Annotated in this window: 23 protein-coding genes; 10 read left to right on the plus strand and 13 right to left on the minus strand. The window is 47.0% G+C overall.

What is annotated here, in order from left to right; all coding sequences use genetic code 11:
* Positions 1-3: 3 nt before the first annotated feature.
* Together NSB25_RS13300 and NSB25_RS13305 are read right to left on the minus strand one after the other, a co-directional pair.
* Positions 4-1,746 (minus strand): cache domain-containing sensor histidine kinase, encoded by a 1,743-nt coding sequence (locus NSB25_RS13300; protein WP_172455121.1) that lies wholly within the window; start codon positions 1,744-1,746, stop codon positions 4-6.
* Complete coding sequence (locus tag NSB25_RS13305; RefSeq protein WP_172455120.1) at positions 1,733-2,467, minus strand: response regulator transcription factor; 735 nt, start codon at positions 2,465-2,467, stop codon at positions 1,733-1,735. The genes NSB25_RS13300 and NSB25_RS13305 overlap by 14 nt, the downstream gene beginning before the upstream one ends.
* Positions 2,468-2,823: 356 nt before the next feature.
* Between NSB25_RS13305 and NSB25_RS13310 the strand changes: the two genes are divergently transcribed.
* From NSB25_RS13310 to NSB25_RS13335, 6 genes are read left to right on the plus strand one after another with little or no spacing between them, the layout of a single operon-like run.
* Positions 2,824-4,128 (plus strand): ABC transporter substrate-binding protein, encoded by a 1,305-nt coding sequence (locus tag NSB25_RS13310; protein WP_103240055.1) that lies wholly within the window; start codon positions 2,824-2,826, stop codon positions 4,126-4,128.
* Positions 4,129-4,152: 24 nt separating this feature from the next.
* Positions 4,153-5,058, plus strand: coding sequence for a carbohydrate ABC transporter permease (locus NSB25_RS13315; protein ID WP_103240054.1), 906 nt, complete (start codon positions 4,153-4,155; stop codon positions 5,056-5,058).
* 5 nt (positions 5,059-5,063) lie between these two features.
* The gene (locus tag NSB25_RS13320; protein ID WP_103240053.1) at positions 5,064-5,945 is read left to right on the plus strand and encodes a carbohydrate ABC transporter permease; all 882 of its coding nucleotides are present in this window, start codon (positions 5,064-5,066) and stop codon (positions 5,943-5,945) included.
* Between the two features lies 1 nt (position 5,946).
* Entirely contained in the window at positions 5,947-6,072 is a 126-nt protein-coding gene (locus NSB25_RS13325; protein WP_257479261.1) for a hypothetical protein, read from the plus strand.
* Positions 6,059-7,726 (plus strand): hypothetical protein, encoded by a 1,668-nt coding sequence (locus NSB25_RS13330; protein ID WP_103240052.1) that lies wholly within the window; start codon positions 6,059-6,061, stop codon positions 7,724-7,726. Before NSB25_RS13325 ends, NSB25_RS13330 begins: the two co-directional genes overlap by 14 nt.
* Before the next feature lie 42 nt (positions 7,727-7,768).
* Positions 7,769-8,740 carry an aldo/keto reductase gene (locus tag NSB25_RS13335; RefSeq protein ID WP_103240051.1) on the plus strand — a complete coding sequence of 324 codons (972 nt, stop codon included), beginning with the start codon at positions 7,769-7,771 and terminating at the stop codon, positions 8,738-8,740.
* Positions 8,741-8,777: 37 nt separating this feature from the next.
* Here NSB25_RS13335 and NSB25_RS13340 read toward each other — a convergent pair whose 3' ends face one another.
* The 6 genes from NSB25_RS13340 to NSB25_RS13365 form a co-directional block, all read right to left on the minus strand.
* Positions 8,778-9,836, minus strand: coding sequence for a hypothetical protein (locus NSB25_RS13340; protein ID WP_103240050.1), 1,059 nt, complete (start codon positions 9,834-9,836; stop codon positions 8,778-8,780).
* Between the two features lie 152 nt (positions 9,837-9,988).
* Positions 9,989-10,411, minus strand: coding sequence for a helix-turn-helix domain-containing protein (locus tag NSB25_RS13345; protein ID WP_103240049.1), 423 nt, complete (start codon positions 10,409-10,411; stop codon positions 9,989-9,991).
* Between the two features lie 314 nt (positions 10,412-10,725).
* The gene (locus tag NSB25_RS13350; RefSeq protein WP_103240048.1) at positions 10,726-11,922 is read right to left on the minus strand and encodes a tyrosine-type recombinase/integrase; all 1,197 of its coding nucleotides are present in this window, start codon (positions 11,920-11,922) and stop codon (positions 10,726-10,728) included.
* Between the two features lie 87 nt (positions 11,923-12,009).
* Positions 12,010-12,213, minus strand: coding sequence for an excisionase (locus NSB25_RS13355; protein WP_103240047.1), 204 nt, complete (start codon positions 12,211-12,213; stop codon positions 12,010-12,012).
* 434 nt (positions 12,214-12,647) lie between these two features.
* Entirely contained in the window at positions 12,648-12,896 is a 249-nt protein-coding gene (locus NSB25_RS13360; RefSeq protein WP_103240046.1) for a helix-turn-helix domain-containing protein, read from the minus strand.
* Positions 12,880-13,323 carry an RNA polymerase sigma factor gene (locus tag NSB25_RS13365; protein ID WP_103240158.1) on the minus strand — a complete coding sequence of 148 codons (444 nt, stop codon included), beginning with the start codon at positions 13,321-13,323 and terminating at the stop codon, positions 12,880-12,882. Before NSB25_RS13365 ends, NSB25_RS13360 begins: the two co-directional genes overlap by 17 nt.
* Before the next feature lie 36 nt (positions 13,324-13,359).
* Between NSB25_RS13365 and NSB25_RS13370 the strand changes: the two genes are divergently transcribed.
* On the plus strand, positions 13,360-13,671 hold the full coding sequence (locus tag NSB25_RS13370; RefSeq protein WP_172455119.1) for a hypothetical protein: 312 nt from the start codon (positions 13,360-13,362) through the stop codon (positions 13,669-13,671).
* Positions 13,672-13,815: 144 nt separating this feature from the next.
* On the opposite strand, the gene NSB25_RS13375 is transcribed toward NSB25_RS13370, so the two are convergent.
* The 5 genes from NSB25_RS13375 to NSB25_RS13395 all read right to left on the minus strand — a co-directional run bounded on the left by NSB25_RS13375 (position 13,816) and on the right by NSB25_RS13395 (position 17,928).
* The gene (locus tag NSB25_RS13375) at positions 13,816-14,892 is read right to left on the minus strand and encodes an ABC transporter permease (RefSeq protein WP_103240045.1); all 1,077 of its coding nucleotides are present in this window, start codon (positions 14,890-14,892) and stop codon (positions 13,816-13,818) included.
* A complete protein-coding gene (locus NSB25_RS13380; RefSeq protein WP_103240044.1) occupies positions 14,889-15,764 on the minus strand; it encodes an ABC transporter ATP-binding protein in 876 nt (291 codons plus the stop codon). The genes NSB25_RS13375 and NSB25_RS13380 overlap by 4 nt, the downstream gene beginning before the upstream one ends.
* An 80-nt stretch (positions 15,765-15,844) precedes the next feature.
* Positions 15,845-17,026, minus strand: a complete 1,182-nt coding sequence (locus NSB25_RS13385; protein WP_103240043.1) for a HAMP domain-containing sensor histidine kinase — start codon at positions 17,024-17,026, stop codon at positions 15,845-15,847.
* A complete protein-coding gene (locus tag NSB25_RS13390) occupies positions 17,014-17,688 on the minus strand; it encodes a response regulator transcription factor (protein ID WP_103240042.1) in 675 nt (224 codons plus the stop codon). The genes NSB25_RS13385 and NSB25_RS13390 overlap by 13 nt, the downstream gene beginning before the upstream one ends.
* Before the next feature lie 45 nt (positions 17,689-17,733).
* Positions 17,734-17,928: a helix-turn-helix domain-containing protein gene (locus NSB25_RS13395; protein WP_334293792.1), complete on the minus strand. Its 195-nt coding sequence runs from the start codon at positions 17,926-17,928 to the stop codon at positions 17,734-17,736.
* A 162-nt stretch (positions 17,929-18,090) separates the two neighbouring features.
* Here NSB25_RS13395 and NSB25_RS13400 point away from each other — a divergent pair, with 162 nt between their 5' ends.
* The 3 genes from NSB25_RS13400 to NSB25_RS13410 all read left to right on the plus strand — a co-directional run bounded on the left by NSB25_RS13400 (position 18,091) and on the right by NSB25_RS13410 (position 20,344).
* Positions 18,091-18,444, plus strand: coding sequence for a helix-turn-helix transcriptional regulator (locus NSB25_RS13400; protein WP_103240040.1), 354 nt, complete (start codon positions 18,091-18,093; stop codon positions 18,442-18,444).
* A 257-nt stretch (positions 18,445-18,701) separates the two neighbouring features.
* Positions 18,702-19,031 carry a plasmid mobilization protein gene (locus NSB25_RS13405; RefSeq protein WP_103240039.1) on the plus strand — a complete coding sequence of 110 codons (330 nt, stop codon included), beginning with the start codon at positions 18,702-18,704 and terminating at the stop codon, positions 19,029-19,031.
* Positions 18,992-20,344, plus strand: a complete 1,353-nt coding sequence (locus tag NSB25_RS13410) for a relaxase/mobilization nuclease domain-containing protein (protein ID WP_103240038.1) — start codon at positions 18,992-18,994, stop codon at positions 20,342-20,344. The genes NSB25_RS13405 and NSB25_RS13410 overlap by 40 nt, the downstream gene beginning before the upstream one ends.
* The last annotated feature ends 73 nt before the right edge of the window (positions 20,345-20,417 follow it).

The following is a 20,417-nucleotide window of genomic DNA, read 5'->3' on the forward strand; positions in this document are numbered from 1 at the left end:
GATTTACGAAGAGGGCAGGCGGAACCACACTACGGTTCCCATGCCCTCTTTGCTGTGTATATGGAGCATACTTTCCGGCGAGTAGGTGAGAAGGAGCCGCTGGCAGCAGTTGGGCAGGCCGATATGGGCGGAGGTGTATTCCAGGTCACTGTCCTGAAGCCGCCGCCGTATCTCCTGAAGCCTGTCCGGGGGGATGCCGGAGCCGTTGTCGCAGATACGGATCTCTATAGCCGCTTCACGGTACTTTTTCCGGACAGTAATCTTGATACGGCCGTTTCCCGGAGTCTGCTTCAGGCCGTGAACGATGGCATTCTCTACAACAGGCTGCAGCAGAAGCCGCGGAATCCTGGTTTCGGCAAGGCTTTCGTCTGTGTCCCAGATAACCTGAAAACCGTTTTCATACCGGGCCTGCTGGATTTCTATATATTTGCGGCAATGTTCCAGCTCCTCGTCCAGGGTGACGAAGGTACTGGGGGATTCCAGGGAGAATCTCATGATATCGGAGAGATTCTCCACCATCTGATTGGCATGGGTCTGCCTGCCTTTTGTCAGAGCCAGAATTTCATAGTTGATGGTCTGCAGAGTGTTGTACAGAAAATGTGGATTAATCTGGTATTGCAGCGCCTGGAGCTGAGCCGTCTGCAGCCGCAGCTTTCGCTCGGACAGCTGAATCTGCAGATAATTATTCTCCAGGAAAATGCGAATGATGTTGTGCAGAATCTGAGAATACATATCCCGGGTATTGTATTCCACTTCTGGCAAAGGCTCTTTTTTGGCCGCACTGTCCAGGAGACTGACAATCTGATTTAACTGGTGATAGCTGTTCAGAGACAAGATGTAGGCGAGAACTACGGTAATCAGCGCGATCATCAGGGTGATGGTGACCGTGAGCTGAGCGTTCTGAATGGCGGAACGATACAGTATTCTGTTGGGTACTGCCGTCACAAGGCGAAGACCATATTCCGGATATTCCCCGGTGTGGACCAGATGACGGCTTACGAAAGTGTCGTCCAGGAAGGCTTCTTTCCATACATTCGATTCTTCATCGGGAAGCCGGGCATTGTGAACCAGGATATGGTTGTCCGAGTCCAGAAGAAAGAGGATCTGTGACTCATAAAACAGCATGGAGTCATAGGTCTGGCGTATATTTTCAGCCGAAAAGTTAATGACGCTTCCCCCTTCAAAGTTATGAAAAGTGTTGAAGACTGTCAGAACCTGACGGGGGGTCTCAAAGGGATAATCGGTTTTGACCCGGGCGCAGAGCCACTGTCCGGTGCCGCCGGAGGACAGCATGTCCACCCATTCCCGGTCGGTGAGGCTATCCAGGAAGACGAAATTGCCCGTCGAGGTATAGACTCTGTCCAGAGAATTCGGAAGATGAAGATAGATGGAGTCTATCAGAGTATTGGAGTAGACAATGGAATTAATAAAAGAGGAGAAGTGCCGGAAAGCAATCATTTCAGGGTATTGAATGGCTTTGCTGTTCATCATACGGCTCAGGCTGGAGAGCAGCTGATTGCTCTCTATATACACATTTACCGCCTTGCTTTCATCGGTGAGAGAATTCAGATGTTCCGCCGCCAGGCTGACTGTGTTTTCCAGTCTCCGACGGGCGTCGTGTTCTACATCCCGCCAGGAGAAATACACCATCAGAGAGCCCAGAAGCAGTGTGGGCAGAACAAATGCACTGAACAGAATGAGAAAATTTTTCTTCACAAACTGTTTTTTCACATTAACAGTCTTCATAGGATCCACCGCCTTTGTATTCTCTGGGCGAGCAGCCGTAAAAGCTGCGAAACGCTCTCGTAAAATTCTTCGGGTCTTCATACCCCAGCTTTTCCGCAATCTGATAGACTTTGAGAACGCCGTCGGAAAGCATTTTGCCGGCACAGCTCATTTTGGCTTCCAGAATAAACTGGGAAAGGTTCTGTCCGGTCTGCTGTTTGTACAGAGAGGACAGATAGCCGGGACTCAGTCTTACCTTTGCGGCAGCGCTTTTCAGGGAGGCCCCTGGCAGGTCCTCCAGGATAGACTGATTTACCTTGTCCACAATGGTCTGGTAATAGCAGACGGGTGCGGAGGGAGCGTCTGACCGGGCCATGTCCAGAATTCCCCGTATTTTATGGAAAACATCCAGCAGCTCCTGATATTTGACCGGTTTCAGGATATAATCATAGACATTATAGTGCAGGGCCTGTCTGGCATACTGAAAATCGGCATATCCGCTTAAAAACACAATTACCGTAGAGGTACCGGCCAGCTTTTGTGCCAGTTCGATTCCGCTCATCACCGGCATGGAGATATCAGTGAGCACCACATCCAAATGGTTATTCTGCATATATTCCCATAGTTCCTGACCGTTCCGGGCCTGCACACAGATGGTAAAGCCCATGTCTTCCCAGGGATAGAATTCCCGGAGGCCGGTTACTATTTTGGGTTCGTCATCAGCTATACCAAGTTTATACATTTTTTCACTCCTTATCCTTTTTGCCGTCATGTCGTTGAGATTGACTGTCAGGCCTGCTGTTCCCCTGACGGCCTGCTCAAACTGCCGTCCGGAAAACTGTGATAACTGTTACTCTATTTTCAGGGATGGAAGGCAGATTTGTCAATTGGTAATTGTTCGGTAATTTGGCTGCGCAATCGTATAAAATGACACTTTTTCAGATGTAACGCAACTATTATTGCACTGTTTCCCATGGTAGGATAAGATTACCGGCAGCCGTCAAAAGGAGTGGCAGTCCACACAGGTTACGGGATTGCTGCCAACAGCTGACGGCACTGCCGGGAAAGTAAAAACAGGATGAAAAGAGGAGGAGACGTATGAAAATGAAACGAAGGATCTGTTCGGTGTGTGTGCTGGCCATGCTGACAATTCTGCTCACAGGCTGTCAGGGCAAAAAGGAGGAGCCGATTACACTGCGGTTTTCCTGGTGGGGTGGAGACACCAGACATGAGGCCACCATCAAAGCCATCGAGCGGTACATGGAGCTGAATGAAAATGTGGTGATTGAGTATGAGTACATGGGATTTGATTCTTACTATCAGAAACTTCTGACACAAATGTCAGGTGGTACCCAGCCGGAAATTGTATCTGTGGACTATAAATGGATTGGGGATCTGAGTGCGCAGGGGAAACCGTTTCTGAATATCAACGATATCTCTGACCAGATTGATCTCTCAGCCTTTGACAGAGATTTTATTGACAATTACTGCGGACAGGACGGATATCTCATCGGGGTTCCCTGCGGAATCAACGGCAGGGGGGCGCTGTATAACACAGAATTTTTCGAAAAATACGGGCTGACAGCTTCCAATGACTGGGACTGGGAGGAGCTTCTGGAAGCGGGAGAGAAGGTGCATGGACAGGATGAGAACGCGCATCTGCTGTTTCTCACCAACGATGTGCTGGTCTATGTGACCAGAGATCTCATCAAACAAAAATACGGCGAAAATATGATTAATGACAGGTATGAGCTGATGTGTACACCGGAGGACCTGGTGGAATGCATGGAGATGGTACGGAGACTGGTGGAGACTGGCACCATGCCGCCTTTCGAGGAAAGTGTTCTGTATGAGACCGTATTTGCGGACCAGATTCCCAACTGGCTGGAAGGCAGCTGGGGCATGACGGTTCTGAGTGCTTCCAATCTGCCTTCCATCGTGTCGGCATCGCCCTTTGAAATCGACACCATGAGATGGGTGGTGAAAGAGGGCGCAAAGGATTCCTCCATCACCATAGCACCTACCATGATGCTGGCCATTCCCACAGCCTGTGCCCATCCGGAAGAGGCGGCCGCCTTTATCAACTGGTTTATGAATGACCCGGAGGCCATCCAGATTACCGGGGATACCAGAGGAATCCCGGCCAACAGTAAGGCCAGAGAGCAGCTGGAAAAGGACGGACTGATTTCTCCCCAGGTATCCTCCATGCTGGAGCAGGCGCTGGCGGACGGCGGAAGCCCGGAGAACGGCCCCACATTGAATGCGGAGTGCGCGGCGGTAATCAGTGATTATTCTCACAAGGTGGGATATGGGGAGATGGAGCCGGAGGAAGCGGGGCAGAAGCTCTATGAGGATCTGGTGTATACGTTGGAGAAACTGAAGAAGGGAAATGCGGAGCAATGACGGAAGTGCGGAAGGGAGTGGACGATGAGACAGAACAGAACGAAACATCAGTATAGAAAGGGTGACTATGCAGCATTTCTGTACATTGCGCCATGGATCATCGGATTTCTGGTATTTCAGGCCTATCCTCTGGCAGCCTCGTTTTTTTACTCCTTTACGGATCTTTCCATGCTGAAGTCCTGGGATTTTATCGGCCTGGAAAACTTTCGGGAAATTTTTACCCATGACAGGATTTTTGTGCAGTCACTGAAAGTGACAGTGCTGTATGTTGTCGTTTCCGTGCCGCTGAAGCTGGCGTTTGCATTGTTGATTGCCATGCTGCTGAATATGAAGGTCCGGGGCATCGGCGCATTTAAGGTACTATATTATCTGCCGTCCATTCTGGGCGGCAGTGTGGGAATATCCATATTGTGGAGGTTCCTTTTTAACAGGAACGGCCTGATCAATCTGATGCTGGGAAAGCTGGGAATTACGGCTGTAGACTGGCTGGGAAGTCCGCGGAATGCGCTGTTTACCATCAGCATGCTGTCAGTGTGGCAGTTCGGCTCTTCCATGGTGCTGTTTCTGGCGGCGCTGAAACAGATTCCCCGGGATTTGTATGAGGCGGCGGAGGTGGATGGCGCGGGAAAGGTAAAAATGTTCTTTCGGATTACAGTGCCCATGATTACACCCATTATCCTTTTCAATATTATTATGCAGATGATTAACGCGTTTCAGGAGTTCGCGGCACCCTTCCTGATTACGAAAGGCGGACCGCTGAAATCCACTTATCTGTATGGGATGATGCTGTATGACAACAGCTTTACCTATCTGAAGATGGGATATTCTTCGGCCCTTTCCTGGATTATGTTTGTCATCATCATGGCACTTACCGCGTTGATTTTCCGGTCATCGGAATACTGGGCTTTCTATCAGGACGGAGGAAACTAAGGCATATGGGAGCAGAGAACAAGGACAGGAAGAGAAAAAAGAACAGACACAAAAGCAGGACTGTGGGACAGCTGCTGTGTTATGTGTTTCTGACAGCACTGGCGGTGGTGATGGTCTATCCGCTGCTGTGGATGATTGGCTCTTCCTTTAAGGAAAATAATGAAATTATCACTTCTCTGAGCATTTTTCCGAAGCAGATTCGGCTTTCGGCGTTTGTGGAAGGGTGGAAGGGAAACGGGCGATACACGTATCTGACTTATTTTGTCAATACATTTCTGCTGGTGGTGCCCACGGTGTTTTTTACTGTGTTCTCCAGTATGCTGGTGGCTTACGGATTTGCCAGGTTTCATTTTCCGCTGAAGAAACTGTGCTTTGCGCTGGTGATTTCTACTTTGCTGCTGCCGGAGCAGACGCTGATGGTGCCCCGGTATCTGCTTTTTAACCGGCTGGGATGGCTGGACAGCTATAAGCCTGTGATTGTACCGGCAGTTTTCGCCACGTATCCGTTTTTTATCTATATGATGATACAGTTTATCCGGGGACTTCCCAGGGAACTGGACGAATCGGCCAGAATCGACGGATGCGGTTCCTTCGGCATCTTTGCCGGAATCATTGTGCCGCTGTCAAAACCGGCGATTTTCTCCGTGACACTTTTCCAGTTCGTGTGGCGGTGGAATGACTTCTTTAATCCGCTGATTTACATCAACAGCGTCAGCAAATATCCGGTGTCCCTGGCTCTTCGGATGTCCCTGGACGTGGCGGACACGGTACATTGGGATCAGCTCATGGCCATGTCTCTGCTGACCATGCTGCCGCCGGTACTGCTTTACATATTCGCACAGAAATATTTTATAGAGGGAATTGCCACTTCAGGGCTGAAGGGGTGAAATGGAGAGAAATAATGCTCAGGCACTGCCGGGGCGGCCGGCGGGAAGCGGGAGAGAAATTTTGACATGTGGGCGGAAAAGCATGGAGAAGGAAGAAAAGGAGAGTGATTCCTGTGAGAAAATTTGAATTTCGAGGTTATGAGATACACAGTTCACGGATGTGGCAGCAGGCCCAGGTGGACATGGCGCTGGAATTTATGGAGAAAGAGGAGCTGAATGCGCTGATTTTCCATCAGAATGACCTGGTGGACCAGCTTGTGTTCCCGGAAAAATATTATGACAATGATATTCTGTGGGAACGATGGCCGGTACGGCGGCAGGGGGTACTGTACCAGAGGGACTATATGGACGGGGTAATCCGCAGGGCAAAGGAGAAGGGAATCGGATTCTACCTGGAAATCAAGGAAATCTATACGCTGGAATCTGTCTTTGAACTGTTCCCGGAGCTGAGAAACGGTGACGGCACAGTGTGCCCCAATCATCCGTTCTGGCTGGAATTTCTGGAGGTGAAATTCAGAGAATTATTTGAGCTTTTTCCGGATATTGCAGGCATTATCGTAAGTCTGGGTACCAGAGAGAGCCCGGTGTCCATTGCGGCGAACAGGTGTCACTGTGAGAGATGCCGCCGGACGGAAGACTTTGACTGGTATGTCAATGTGCTGAAAGCCATGTATGGCCCAATCTCCGAGGCTGGGAAGGAGCTGATTGTCAGGGACTTCGCCTATACGGCGGAACAGCAGAGTCTGATGATTCGGGCATGCGAAGAAATTTCGGACAGAATTATTATCGCGCTGAAGGCGCAGCCCCATGACTATTATCCTACTTTTCCCATCAATCCGGAAATCGGGAACACGGGAAAGCTGCGGGAATATATTGAGTTTGATACCTGGGGACAATACTTCGGCATGGGTGTGGCGCCCATGAGTCTGGTGGAAGATATCAGGGAGAGGCTGGAAATCTGTTATGAGAAAGGCGCCGTGGGGGCGTGGTTTCGAACGGACTGGGAGCTGATTCACGATGCTTCCGTGCACTGTACGCCCAGCCTGGTGAATCTGTATGCCGGGGCCATGCTCACCAGGAATCTGGACACAGAGCCGGATGCCATCTACTGCAGATGGGTGGAGGAGGGACTGTACTCTCCTCTGAAGAGTGCGTCGCAGCTTCAGGAAAAGGCAGTGCTGACCAATCCGGAAGCCTGGAAAAATCTCAGGGACTTTATGAAGGCTTCCTGGGAGGCTTTTGCGGGAGCATGCTATATTCTGGGACATCAGTATCTGGAGAGTGACCAGGCGCCTTATACCATTGACAAGGCTTTTGAGATTATGACGGTGATTCATTCCCGGGACGACTGGGAGAAAGGTGCATCAAAACGGGTGGCTGTCACCGAAGAAAACATGAAAAATATTTTTGCGGAAAAGAAGAAAGCCATTGTGCAGACGAAAGAATTATATGCTATACTGGATATAGACAGACTGGGTGCGCCGGCAGCGTTTGCGGAGGATATGAAAGCCGTGATTCGGACAATGGTGTTGTTCGCTGAATTCTGCGATGTGACCACCCGGGCTATGTATCTGACTGTGTGGGCGGAGCAGACGAAAGATGAACAGGACGCGAAGAAGGCCGGGGCCACAGTGACAGAGCTTTTGAACATGGCAGACTCCCTGGAGCGGGAGCTGGAGGGAACGGACTATCCGTATTATCTTTACTCACGCCTGCATCCCCGGAGGATCCGGAGATTTGCGGCCGACGTGGAGAGAAGGGTAAAGGCTCTGGCAACATAGCCCCTGTAACAGTCAGAGGAGGATGAAATACAGGAGGCGATTATGCGGTATAAAGTATTGCAGGACACGGATCTGAAAGTATCTGATGTCTGTCTGGGGACGGTAAAGTACGGTGTGGAAATGGCGGAAAAGCAGGCGGGAGAGCAGCTGGAACGTTTCCTGGATCTGGGCGGGAATTTTATCGACACAGCCCATGTATATGGCGACTGGACGCCGGGGGAGCGGGCCAAAAGCGAGCATGTCATCGGGCGCTGGCTGAAACGAAGCGGCAGACGCGGAGACATAATCATCAGCACGAAAGGATGTCATCCGGCCATGGAGGCAACTTCCGTGCCCAGGGTAACCCCGGAATGCATTGTAGAGGACCTGGATGAGAGCCTGCAGGCACTGCAGACAGAGTATGTGGATTTATATTTTCTTCACCGGGATGATGTGACGGTGCCGGTTGCAGAACTGCTGGGAACGCTGGAAGAGCAGAGAAGGCGTGGCAAGATTCGCTGGTATGGCTGCTCCAACTGGACGCTGTCACGGCTGACTGAGGCCGACGAATGCGCGAAGGCCCAGGGAATTCCGGGATTCGTGTGTAATCAGCTGATGTGGAGTCTGGCGGCGATCAACAGGGAGGGCGTGCCGGACCGGACACTGGTACTGATGGACGACGACACCTGGCAGTATCACCGCAGAACCGGGAAAAGTGCCATGGCGTACACTTCCATGGCCCAGGGGTATCTGAGCAAGCGAATCCGCGGGGAGGAAATCGGGCCACAGCTGCGGGTGCAGTATGAGAATGAGCAGAATGAACAGATTCTGCGGCTTCTTAAGGACTGGGGATTGCCTGTCAGCGAGCTTTCTCTGGCGTATCTGATGCGGCAGGCATTCCCCACTGTTCCCATCGTCACCTTTCGGACGGAAGAACAGCTGCAGGAGGGGATGCGGAGCGCGGATATGACTGTGCCGGCGGAGCTGATGGAGGCCCTGGACATAATAAAGGAATATGGGAACGGCCAAAAGTAAGGAAGAAGAGAGGATATAACATTTCCGAAAAGAAAGACTATTGGGACAATTCATAATATCCCGCAATCTCACGGTCCGAGTCTTCTTTCAGCATAAGGAGAATCGGGCCTTCTTTTTTTATGGTTTCGGCGCCCTTTTGCAGGAAGACAAAGTGACTGCAGTACAGCAGATTTTCCACCTGGAACATATTCATGGGGTCATACCCGCAGATGAAGGCGGGATATTCCACACAGGTGCTTTGGGCCATGTGGGTGGAAAGGATGCTTTGTCTGCGTTTCGTCAGGGCCTGGAAACGGTTGGTAACCTCGGTGAGCAAGGCGGTATTTGGTGCGGCTGCTTCTGCTGAGACGGAAGGGAAAGGGATATTCTGCCGATAGACAGGCAGGCCATGGAATTCATTCCTGACGGGCAGTCCCAGCATTTCCAGAGTCAGGCAAAAGAGGGGGCCTGTGTAATAAGAAATTCTTCGGATATCGAAGAGCAGGTCCAGATTGTTTTTCAGTTTATCCACATAATCCAGAGTGATTTTCCAATATTTTTCTTCGTTGATAATTTTCAGGGCCTTCAGACCCACATATTCAGCCACGCCTTCTATGGTCTCTGCTTTCAGCTCTTCCGTAAGACCGCCGTATCCGGCAAGACGGGCATTCCTGATTTCTGAGAACCGAACCAGACTTTCTATGTTGCAGCCGGAGAAGGCATCTATCAGATATTGATTTTCCTGGTACTTGGCGGCGTAATGGGCCGGGTCGGAGGGATAGACCAGTAATTTCAGGTCATCGGGAAACCTCTCCTCGCCCTGTTGGAGCTGGAAGCAATGGAACATTTCGTGGACGATCCCATAGGCCAGAAGCTCCGCATCGAGAGAGGCCTGCTGTTCAGGCGCTACATTCCAGATTGCGATGTAGTCTCCTTCGTACAGGATGGAGGTATTGGCGAGAAATCGCTGATCATAGGGTATGATTTTCCCATCCAGACATATTTCAGTGTGGTTATACAGTGCGAATCTGTATTTGCTGAAATGAGAGTACAGCCGGCTGAAGTCAAGTCGGCTTAAAATTTTATTTACTGCTTCATATAGAGATAACAGTTTCATGGCATTCTCCTTCTCCGGGGCTGAATTTGATTTTTGACGGTAAATGGTTTTTCCTGACGGCCTGTACCGGACACGGAGCTGTCACATTATTTACCATGATGGAAAACGTTTTCAGATGGATACGCACTCAGAATGATGCCGGATATGCTTTTTTATGGAAACTGACGATGGTATTCCGTCAGAATTTCAAAGATATCGGCTTCGCTTCCGCTTAAGATAATCCGGCTCTTGTCCTGCCTGCTTTCAAAGGACATCGTCATCCCTTCTTTTCGATTGACAGCATCACAGATAAAATGCATGAGGCGTACGGGATCCTCTTCCGGCATATCCCAGATCATACAGGCGGAATTCGTTTTCTTATGTGTATCATTCCAAAAATCATTCACAATCGATTTGTTTTTAGCCTGGATTGCCGACCGCACCGTTTCGTTCTGAAAAAAGTCGCTGACCTGCTGTGGGGTAAAGGTCCATATGCCGTTTTCTTTTCGACCGTGAAGAATGCCCGCATCCAGGTAATTGCGAAGGGTGCGGTCCGAAAGCCTTGTGCTTTGAGTCAGCTGTTTGAGAGTGTACATGTGGTTCCTCCCGGAAATGTTCTGGTTTTGGCTATTGCGACGCAATGCCTTTACCTGACTTTATTATAGCAGAGACAGAAAATTGGTATCAATATGAAAAAAGAGGAGTTTTTCATAGGGAAACCAGTGTTTTTTTGTAGAAAAATTATTGGTGAATTTAGATTATCTCTTTAGAAGTTCTTATATGTCGGTATAGCCCGTATTTTCGGGCTTTCCCGGCATTTTAGATATGGGGAGAAGTTCTCATATACTCTCAAAACCTTTTAGGTTTTCCCTCTCAATGGTAGTAAAAGAAGTAGTAAATCCGTCTGCGGCTATGCTGCAATCAGCCTTTCCATTTCAGCCCTTGCGGAAGCGAATGTTGCGTGTGCGTAGTAGTTCAGCGTCATAGTGATATTGGAGTGTCCCATGATGTACTGTAACGCTTTCGGGTTCATTCCGGCATTGGCTAAGTTGGTGCAGAACGTATGGCGTAGGGTGTGGGGTGTCATTACTTTCGGTAACGCTTCCTCATGGCACTTGTTATACTTCTTTGCAAGCCCCCGGAACATATTATCATAGCTGGTTGCCGTTTTCGGGCAACCGTCCCGGTTAAGGAAAAGGAAATTGCTGTACCCGTCAATGGTGGTCGCTTTCGCTCCCTTACGGTTCTCCAACACGCGCCCCAACGCTTCATACACTTTTTCACTCATTGGAATTTGTCTGATACCGCTCTGCGTTTTGGGCTTCTCTATGTAGTAGCCCGTTTCTGCGCTCCGTAAAAGCTGGTGGTCTACATTGATTACCCGGCTTTCAAAGTCAAGGTCGGTGTCAGTCAGCCCGCAGAGTTCGGAAATCCTAAGCCCCGTCCCTAACAGTATGATAACCTCGTCACGGTATTTCTGATAGACGCTATCACTTTCCATAAAGGATAAAAGGCTTTCTTCCTGTTCCGCTGTGAGAGGTACTTTCGGCTCTGTGTCGTCCTCGATCACGGTGTTTAGCTGGAAGTCAAAGGGGTTCTTCCTTATACAATCGTCCTGTATCGCTGTATAAAAAGCAGCTTTCAGAGAACGCTTGTCATTGCTTATGGTCTTATAGGATATTCCCTTTTCTTTCATGCGCAACGCCCATTCTTTCGCGTCGGACAGCTTCACACTATCAATAGGGCAGGAACCAAGTTTATCCGCTTCCAGCAGCTTCATCAGCCGCTCACGCCCTTTTGTGGTGTTGTGCCTTACATTTCCCCGGTGGCGGTTCTGCTTCGCGTAAAGCTCGCAGACCGTCATTTTCTTACCGATTGTGTCTATCCCGTCGTCAAGGTCTTTCTGTATCTCTTTTTCCTTTTCTCTAAGGGATATGTCGTCACGCTTCCCGGCAGGGGTCTTGTCCGTAGGCACTAACTTCCAAGCGTAGACAAATTGCACTTTGCCAAAAGTATCAGTATATTTATAAGCATATCTCCCGTCTTTTCTTTGGCTCTCTCCCGAACGCAAAATGCGGTTTCTGTTATCTCGTCTTTTCTCCGACATTGTTTTGCTCCTTTCCGTGTCGGAAAGAGCCTTGATATGCCTATATCTATTATAGCATATTCAAGGCTCTTTTTCACTATCTTTTTGCTAAATTGCGTCCAGTGTGTCAATGACTTTTTCAAACTGTTTCCTCTTGATCTGAATACGGTTCCCGTTCAAGATCACCCAGCCCGACGTGGGATTTTCTTCTGCAAGTTTCCGCAGCTTGTTTTCCCCAATGCGGAAATATTTTGACGCTTCTTCAATGGTAAGCGTGTATTTTTCCCAAATAGGCACATCAGCATTGTTCATTTCTATAAATCCCCCTTTCAAAATGGGTAAAAGGTTAATAGTTAAAAAGGGGCTGTGATCGGGCGGTTATCAGCATAACCTCACGGGAGTTTCACCCCTGCATGGTTCTCATGCAGCCCTACCCATTGCCTGCGACGCTTTGAACGCTCGGACTGTGGCGGTAAGGGAGTATCATTGTATATTCTGCGCGGTCGTCGCCCGCAAGCTGCTAAACTTGTTCCCCGGCGCGGTGTTGGTCGCTCGGCTGTCCCGGCAGGAGAAATCCTACCGGGATAGCGTCATGGCGCACCCGCCGTATGGCTCGGCGCAAAAGGGACGTACCCGATCTGCCCTATACTGCGCCGCCGTTATCTTGCGCCGCTTTCTTTGTCAAGGTTCAAAACAGGTCAAACATACCGTGTTTGCGGAAAGGGGATCGTAAACACGGGGATATATCAGACCTTGAAATCCAATACCGCCCGGATAAGCCGGGAACGCAGACGGTCGTATATGTCCTGATCTGTCCCGTAATATGTATTACCGCGCTCGTCGCGCATTTTGCGGACAGACAGGGTAAGCATATCGCCCTCGTAATGGCTCAACACAATTTTCATTGCGTCCGGGTCGCCTTTGGTTGCGGCTATGATTACCGGGAACGGCAACAAACCGCGTTCGTCGTGGTCGCTGTTACTGTTCTTCGTCATAGGCTCGTTCCTCCAAATAGCGTTTCAGCAGCTCAAAAGAGCTTGTCCGTCGGTACTGTACCGTACTCCTTGAAATATTAAGGAGCTTCGCTATTTCCGGGTCGCTCATTTCAAAGAAATAATACAGTAATACCGTGTCGCGTTTTTCTTCCGGCAGCGCGTGTATAGCGTCAGCCAAAAGTTTCGGCGTAATTTCCATTCCAGCCACATAAAAAGACTTATCATCAGCTTCTTCATTCGCAAAATGACGGTCAGTTGTGTAAAGCTGTTCTTCTTCCTGCGGCAACAGGCTTGAAAAAGCAACTTCACGCAGTTGGTGGTGTCTTACGTCACGGTGGGCGTTGCTTGCTTCATACTTCAACGCCCGTTTGCAGAAACCGTTAAAAGCGCAACGTATTTCCCATTCGGTACGATTAGGTTCGTTCATGTTCTCACCTCCTTTCGCGTCCGCGAAAGCGGGTGATTGTTTGATTTCCCCTTTCATACCCCACACCACAAAAATTTCAAAAACTGCCAAACGAAAGCAGGTCTTTTTGAAAAATTTTTTGAGGATAAAGCAAAATACGCCCGTCTGCAAAATGCAAACGGACGCAAGGGAATTGTAAGCAGTATTCAGTTGATTACACAGTTCATATTCATGGGTAAAGTATGCCCCGGTGGTGGACGGGCTTTTTTTGATAAATCAAGAATTGGCGAATTTTGTCGATACGGTTTGTGCTTCACGGCGGCTACCTCCTTTCGCCGCCGCTTTAACAAAAACCGCGTATTACTTTAGAGGATAAAAGAAACGGCGGCTTTGATCTCTCAAAAGCCGCCGTGTAAAATAGGCGCATGAAAATACCTCTGCTGTACGACGGCTTTTTTTCTTTTGCCGTCGTGCGGCAGTTTAATGTTGATTTATATATCTTAATTAGTCTATTTATGAAACTTGATGTTTTGCAAAAATCCTACGGGAAATAAAAACACCAATCCCCATAAGTATCAATGCAACTGGTACAGCCATTAGTGCATAAAGTACATTACCACTTATTTGTTCTACCGACATGAGGGAAACAAACTGTGCGTGATACAGTGGCAAAAGTGTAATGATTTTGAATAATGGGCTTGTTTCAGTAACAGGCAGCATGATAGGGAAAAGATAAATTGCAGCAGAAGCGACTAATGCTACCATTTGATTTTTACATACAGCAGACAAAACCAATGTAATACCTGTAATACTAATAGTGTTGGTAAAAGCCAAAAGTATTTGATATTTTAACAATGTACCGCAGGTAATATTAAATGGAATATATCCCTCAACGAAGTCCGCAGGCGCAAAGAGAATACTGCAATCCAGCCCCCCGTTTCCGTACAGTATAAAAGCATATATAAGGTTAATTGCCGATACAACGATAGTTACAATCAATGCGGCTAAAATACTTCCAATGATTTTTGCTGTTGCACATTTTGTTTTTCCGTACTTGCTTGTTAAAATGATATTGTCAACGCCCCCATATTCTCCCGAAAAAACAGGTGCAGTCATAATAGCGACAACTAATGATAAAACTATAAATATTCTTACCATATTTTCACTTGTTTTGAGCCAACCATGTGTATATCCAATCTTGATTTCTTCATTTCCGAATACATCAGAAACACTAAGACCATTCCAGTTGCCATTCATATCAGAAAATTTACGAAACAAAGCCGATTGCAAGGAGTTTTGATAAAGATACACTGCATTCATACCATGCAAATCCTGTGTAGGCTTGAACTCTGCAATCATTTGTTGTACCTTTTCATCAGTTAATATTCCCTCATATTTTTCTGCGACAGACTTATCAATTTCAACGGCTGTCCGCCCTGTACCCTCGCGGTTTTTTCCGTCAAAGGCATACATATTTTGATAAGCCGAAAAACCCAAAAGGAACGACAAAAGCAACAATGCTATTAAAGTAACTTGTGTAAGACGTTTTGAGAATATTTTCCTCAATTCAAATTGAATTAGTTTTTTCATTCTTCTGTATCTCCTTTGAAGTAAAATAAATATAAATCTTCCAAATTCGGTTGCACTTTTACTGCATTTTCCATAGGCGGACGATCAGAAATTATCCTTAATATCGTTTCGCCCCGGTCTGTGTTACGGAGATTGCTTGTATTAAATGAAGCTGCATATCTTTCAGCATGAGCAGCCGGGACAATACATTCCCATACTTGCCCGTTAATCTCCGAAGTAATTTCCTGCGGTTCCCCAAAGTGGATAATCTGCCCCGATTTCATCATAATGATTTCTTCTGCGATAAATTCTACATCTGAAACAATATGTGTTGACAAAATCACAATGCGGTTTTTAGCAAAGGCACTTATCAAATTACGGAAGCGTACACGCTCTTTTGGGTCAAGCCCCGCCGTTGGTTCATCTAAGATTAAAATGTGGGGATCGTTGAGCATTGCCTGTGCAATCCCCAAACGCTGCTTCATACCGCCGGAAAAGGTTTTAATCTTATGTCTGCTTTCAGCAGATAAGCCAACAGCTTCAAGCAGTTCCTTTGATTTTTTCTTTGCTCTTTTTTCACTTAATCCTTTTAGGGCAGATACATACAGCAAAAAATCAAGTGCTGAAAAATCGGGATAATAGCCAAAGTGTTGTGGGAGATAACCTAAAAGATCACGGTACTTTTCATTAAGTCCCACAATGTTTTTACCATTCAAAACAATTTTCCCGGACGTGGGAGTTTGAATATTGCATAACAGTCGCATAAATGTAGTCTTTCCAGCCCCATTTGCGCCTAACAAGCCATAAACGCCATTTGTCAGAGTTATATTCAAATGGTTTACAGCAGTTTTTGAGCCAAATTTTTTGGTCAGCTCGATTGTCTTTAATTCCATATAAAACTCCTTTCTTCACTGAAAGCAAAAATACTCTCCATGTGTTTTCATGGAGAGTATAAAGGGGAATTATCTACTTTTTATCTACAAGGCATTGATTCAAAAAATGCAGAAACTTTTGAACCATTTGGAATATTGTCAATTTTCAAATAGCCGCCGTGATGTTCGCAGAGTAATTTACATATATATAGCCCAAGTCCAAAGTGGTCGGAATGGTCTGTTTCCTCTGTAAAATATGGAGCTGTTACCTTATGCAGACTATTTTTATCAAAGCCTTTTCCGTCGTCTGATACCGAAAGCAAAAAAATGTTATCCTTTAAAGCGAAAGATAATGTTACCGTAGTTTGGGCATACCGTACAGCATTTGAAATCAGATTATTACATACTTGTGAAATAAACGAACTATCAAGAGAGAGCCGTGAAACAGACACTTCATTTTGCAAACGCAGCTCTTTTTCATTTTGTGCGCATACAATTTTTGCACTTTCATACAGAGAAGATAGAAATGGCTGCAAAAGAATAGGTTTGCACTCCGGCTGTGTATCTTCTATGCGGTGGAGTTTGCTCATGCTGCTTACATAGGTTTCCATACGTGATATATGCTTTCCCATAGTAACGGCAATTTCTTTAGTTTGAGAATGCTCGCTTGTTTGCAGCATTTCATCATACCCTTTCAATACTGTAAGCGGAGTACGCAGATCATGCGCAAAGGCAGCATTAAGTTGTTTGCGTTCCTCGACTTGCCTCCACATTTCAGAAAAGTTACCCACAAGAGTAGTCCGCATAATTTCAAAGGAAGTACATAGCTGCCCTAATTCGTCTTTACTGTCATATTCGATTGAAAAATTCAAATCGTTGTTTGATATTTTTTCAGACGCTGCCCGCAGTTCTGCAAGCGGGATTTTCAATTTATTTCTATAAAACAGTAAAGACGCCGCCATGATACATAAAGCAGAATAAACAGGTGTAACAATTATAGGTATCAGCTCCAACAAGGCTATTGCGCGTTCGTCTTGTTTAGACATTGGGATAGTTGTATCACCGATAAAAGCACCATTACCCAACTGTTCACCCTGTTCATTCGTCAAGTAATACTTTTCACCAGTTAAAGGATAAGATGATTTGATTTTATTGGCAATGCTACCACATATCGAAAATGTCACTACTGAAAGAATTATGGCAATAACAGCAAAAACAACAATATAAAATATAAGGCTTTTTCGGAGAGATAAATTTCGTCCGGGACGTTCTATTTTATCCATTTGTAACCACACCCCCAAACCGTTTCAATATACACCCGGTCAGTATGCGCCGCAATTTTTGTTCGTATCCTGCGGATATGTTCTGTTACAACGCTACTGTCCCCCTCACTGTCGTAACCCCAAATACGCTCATAAATCCGTTCTTTATCAAAGACCTGTCCCGGATTTTGGGATAGCAATTCTACAATATCAAATTCCTTTTTCGCAAGCCCAACACGTTTATCGGAAAAAAACAGACAACGCTCTAAATAGTCAATCGTCAAATCGCCGGAAAATCTTACCTGTGCTTCAAAGCTGTGCCGCTTTTCCCGCCGCAAGTGGGCGATTACCCTTGCTTCAAGCTCCATAAGCGAAAAAGGCTTGACTATATAATCATCACCACCGGCGGCAAACCCCCTTACCTTATCAGTATCTTCAATTCGGGCAGTTAAAAAAAGGATAGGGCAGGATATATAATTGCGAATGCGTTCACAAACTTCTAAGCCGTCCAATCCGGGCATATTTATATCAAGTAAAATAATGTTTGGTTGCCGCTCTATTTGTTTTAATGCTTCTTCGCCATTTGTGGCAAATAAAACAAGATAGCCTTTGCTTTCAAAAAAGCTACGGAGCATTAACACAATGTCTATTTCATCATCAACTATCAATATTTTTGTATTCATTTTTTGCACCTCCGTATCAAATTGAAGATAGCAGACAATTCTCAATTATTTATCTACTTTTTGAACTACCTTTTTACGTGCGTCAACAGGCTTCTCTGCGTCTTTTGGTATCAACCACATACGGCTGAATTTTGCCACACCGGGTATGCGGTTTTCCTCACATAGCTTTTGTACCCGTCTTTCTGAAATACCCCATTTTTTAGCTGCTTCCGGGGCAGAAATAAACTCTAACATTTTCATTCTCCTTTTCTCCAAACTCTATCAGTATAATTATATACGGTTAGCCGAATAAATTCAAGGCGTTTGTTATAGCGTTTAGGAATTATTTAAGCTAATAAGCAGAATTGTGTAAGCATATCCAAGAGGAAAGGTGAACAGTAAAATGTAATAGGGTGAATAACTATGGCAAAAAGACCAGTACCACAATATGACTTTAGAGCTTTTGGGGCGGCAATCAAGGCGGCGCGGACAGGACGCAAGGAGAGCCGGAAAAAGGTATGCGACGAAATGTATATATCCCCACGCTACCTTGCGAATATTGAGAACAAGGGGCAGCACCCCAGCTTGCAGATATTTTTTGAGCTTATGCTACGTTACAATATCTCGGTAGATCAATTCCTTTTGGAGCAGCCCACCGGGAAAAATACCCAGCGGCGGCAGCTTGATGCATTGCTGGACGATATGAGCGATACGGGAATACGAATAGTCACCGCCACGGCGCGGGAGATTGCAGAGGTTGAGGGTGAGGAAAAATAACACTGTCCGTCTAAAATTGAATAGTGGCTATGAAGCGTTGCAAATCTTTTGAGGTTGCAGCGTTTTTCTTTTATGGAGTTTGGCATAATCGCTTTTTTCTGTGTTGTAGGGAGTAGAGAAAAACTTTCATAGCAAGCATAGGAAAGGAGTACCCTTTCCGTATTTCTTCCCGCCCGCGCCCTGCGGCTTGTCGGTCAGAAATTGCTTGTTGGGAAGTGTCCCAAACCCTCTATGAAAACGGAAAGGAGCGAAAACGCATGAGCGGACGGAAAAGGACGGTACAGGTCAAATTCTATGTGACAGAGGACGAACGGAAACTGATTGAGGAAAAAATGAAGCTCGTCCCCACAAACAACATGGCGGCATATCTGCGCAAGATTGCCATTGACGGGTACATTATCCAAGTAGACCATACAGACATAAAAGCAATGACAGCGGAGATACAGAAGATCGGGGTGAATGTCAATCAGATTGCACACCGCGTAAACGCGACGGGGAACGCCTACAAAGAGGATATAGAGGAAATCAAGGGGGTGCTTGCGGAAATATGGCGGTTACAAAGATTAAGCCTATTAAAAGCACTCTAAGCCAAGCCCTTGACTATATCGAAAACCCGGACAAGACAGACGGGAAAATGCTTGTGTCCTCTTTCGGCTGCTCCTATGAAACGGCAGACATTGAGTTTGGCTATACCCTCTCGCAAGCGCGGGATAAGGGAAATAATTTAGCCTTTCACATGATACAGTCCTTTGCGCCGGGGGAAGTGGACTATCAGACAGCCCATGAGATCGGGCGGCAGCTTGCCGACGCGGTAACAAAGGGACAGCATGAGTATGTATTGACGACGCACATTGACAAGGGGCATATCCATAACCACATTATTTTCTGTGCGGTCAACTTCGTAGATCATCACAAGTATGTTTCCAACAAGCGGACGTATTACGGTATACGGAACATGAGCGACAAGCTGTGCCGGGATAATGGATTGTCTGTCGTCGTCCCCGGCAAAGGCAGCAAGGGAAAGAGCTATGCGGAGTACCAAGCGGAGAAAACGGGAACAAGCTGGAAAGGCAAGCTAAAGACCGCCGTTGACGCGCTCATTCCCCAAGTGTCCGACTTTGAAGAATTGTTGCAGCGGTTACAGGCGGCGGGCTATGAGATCAAGCCGGGAAAATATATCTCATGCCGCGCACCGGGACAGGAACGCTTTACCCGCCTAAAAACCCTCGGCGCAGATTATACAGAGGAAGCCATAAGGGAACGGATAGCGGGCAAGCGTACCCGTGCCGCCAAAGCTCCAAAGGCAGAGCGCAAGGGCGTTAATCTTCTCATTGACATTGAGAACAGTATCAAGGCGCAGCAGAGCCGGGGCTATGAACAGTGGGCGAAAATCCACAATCTCAAACAGGCGGCAAAGACTATGAATTTCCTTACCGAAAACAGGATTGAACAGTACGCCGATCTGCTCACCCGGATAGAGGAAATCACGGCGGCAAGCGGACAGGCAGGGGACAGCCTAAAGGACGTGGAAAAGCGGCTTGCGGATATGGCGGTCTTGATTAAGAATGTCACTACCTACCAAAAGACAAAGCCCCTCTATGAAGCCTACAAGAAAGCCCGGAACAAAGAGAAGTACCGGGCAGAGCATGAACGGGGCATTATCCTACATGAAGCCGCTGCAAAGGCACTGAAAGCGGCGCAGATCGGCGGGAAGCTCCCCAGCGTCCCCGCGCTGCAAGCAGAGTATGAAAAGCTCCAAGAACAGAAAGAAGCCCTTTATGCCGACTATGGCAAGCTGAAAAAACAGGTTGCGGAATATGATGTTATCAAGCGGAACATTGACAGTATTTTACAGGCAGAGAAGCAGCCGGAAAGGGAAAGGGGAACAGAGCGCGGATAATATTGAAATATGGTTGAATTTTGAAGTGCAATATCATATAATTTGAACTGGCAATGCAGATATAAACAAATCG

This window comes from Acetatifactor muris, from assembly GCF_024623325.1.
Taxonomy (GTDB): domain Bacteria; phylum Bacillota; class Clostridia; order Lachnospirales; family Lachnospiraceae; genus Acetatifactor; species Acetatifactor muris.